A 1,378-nucleotide genomic window follows, 5' to 3' on the forward strand; every position below is an offset into this window, starting at 1 on the left:
AGACCAGAAATCCTATTATAACCTAATCGAGATTTTGTTATTAGTATCTTTACCGAACTTTCCAGGGTATTGTGCTACCTCCTATATCCCCCTATGGGGGATGTTAGCCTAATAAATGCCAGGGGTACATTCTGCACCCAAGACAAGGCAGGGATACCCCAGCAATCGACGTTTAGCCAGTAGGAATACCCAGTGGTTGCCACTCCAGAAAAATCTCAATCAGTCAAACTTTCCCCAAGCCATGGTCACGAACGAGTTGCGGTTTTACTCATGGGTTATGGAGAAGTCGAAAGCTACGAAGACTTCGCCAACTACAACGAACAAGCCTTAAACTTGCTCACTGCCAAATTTGCCCCAGTCCCCAACTGGATCTATCCACCCTTAGCCAAAATTTTGGCAATGTTTGATTTCCACGAGTGGGGGCACCAGCATGACAACTTTATTTCACCCCACAACAAGATTTTTGAACAGCAACGGGCAGGCATTGAAAAACAACTGCAAGCTAAATGGGGCGATCAGGTGAAGGTATTCAAAGCCTTTAACTTCTGCGCTCCCTTTTTGCCAGAACAAGTCCTCAGTGAAATTAAGGAGCAAGGGTTCCAAAAACTGCTGATCTATCCCCTGCTAGTGGTGGATTCCATCTTTACTAGCGGCATTGCGGTGGAACAAGTCAATAAAGCCCTCGAGAAATTAGAGGATAAAGATCAACACTGGGTTCAGGGATTGCGTTACATCCCGTCTTTCTATAACGAACCAGAGTACATTAATCTAACTGCTCAATTGGTGGAAGAGAAAATTACTACCGATTTAGCAGCAGCCTATCTGCCCTCCCAAATTGGCATTGTCCTGATGAACCATGGCTGTCCCCACGAAGCTAAAGGATTTGTGTCTGGAATTGACGAAAGTCAGGCATTGTATGAGGCAGTAAGGGAAAAGTTGATGTATAAGTATCCCCTAATCTCTGTGGGCTGGCTTAACCACCAAACTCCCTTAATTAAGTGGACTCAGCCTCACACGGAGTTAGCAGCCCAGAACCTGATTAACTTAGGGGCTAAGGCGATTGTGTTTATGCCGATTGGCTTTGCCACAGAGAATCACGAAACCCTCTTAGATGTGCATCACATTGTCCACGCTCTAAAGCGTCGTAACTCAGAGGTTACCTACGTAGAGATGCCCTGTGTTAATGATCATCCAGAATTCTTACAGATGGCAGCGGAGTGGGCTAATCCTCAAATTGAGGTACTTATATCAGAAAATGCTCTATCTATCAATCCCCAGTTGGGAGCTGTGCAGGCATCAGAGCACCATCATCACCATCACCATCACCACTGATTCACCAAAACGTTTCAGTAGCTTACTTTATATTAGGTTGCTTTAT

The 1,378-nt window shown here is 45.1% G+C and carries 1 protein-coding gene; it reads left to right on the plus strand.

Annotated elements, in window-relative coordinates:
- Window positions 1-192: 192 nt before the first annotated feature.
- On the plus strand, window positions 193-1,332 hold the full coding sequence (locus F6K53_RS42740; RefSeq protein ID WP_293086665.1) for a ferrochelatase: 1,140 nt from the start codon (window positions 193-195) through the stop codon (window positions 1,330-1,332).
- The last annotated feature ends 46 nt before the right edge of the window (window positions 1,333-1,378 follow it).

The sequence above is a fragment of the Moorena sp. SIO4A1 genome, assembly GCF_010672065.1.
GTDB lineage: Bacteria > Cyanobacteriota > Cyanobacteriia > Cyanobacteriales > Coleofasciculaceae > Moorena.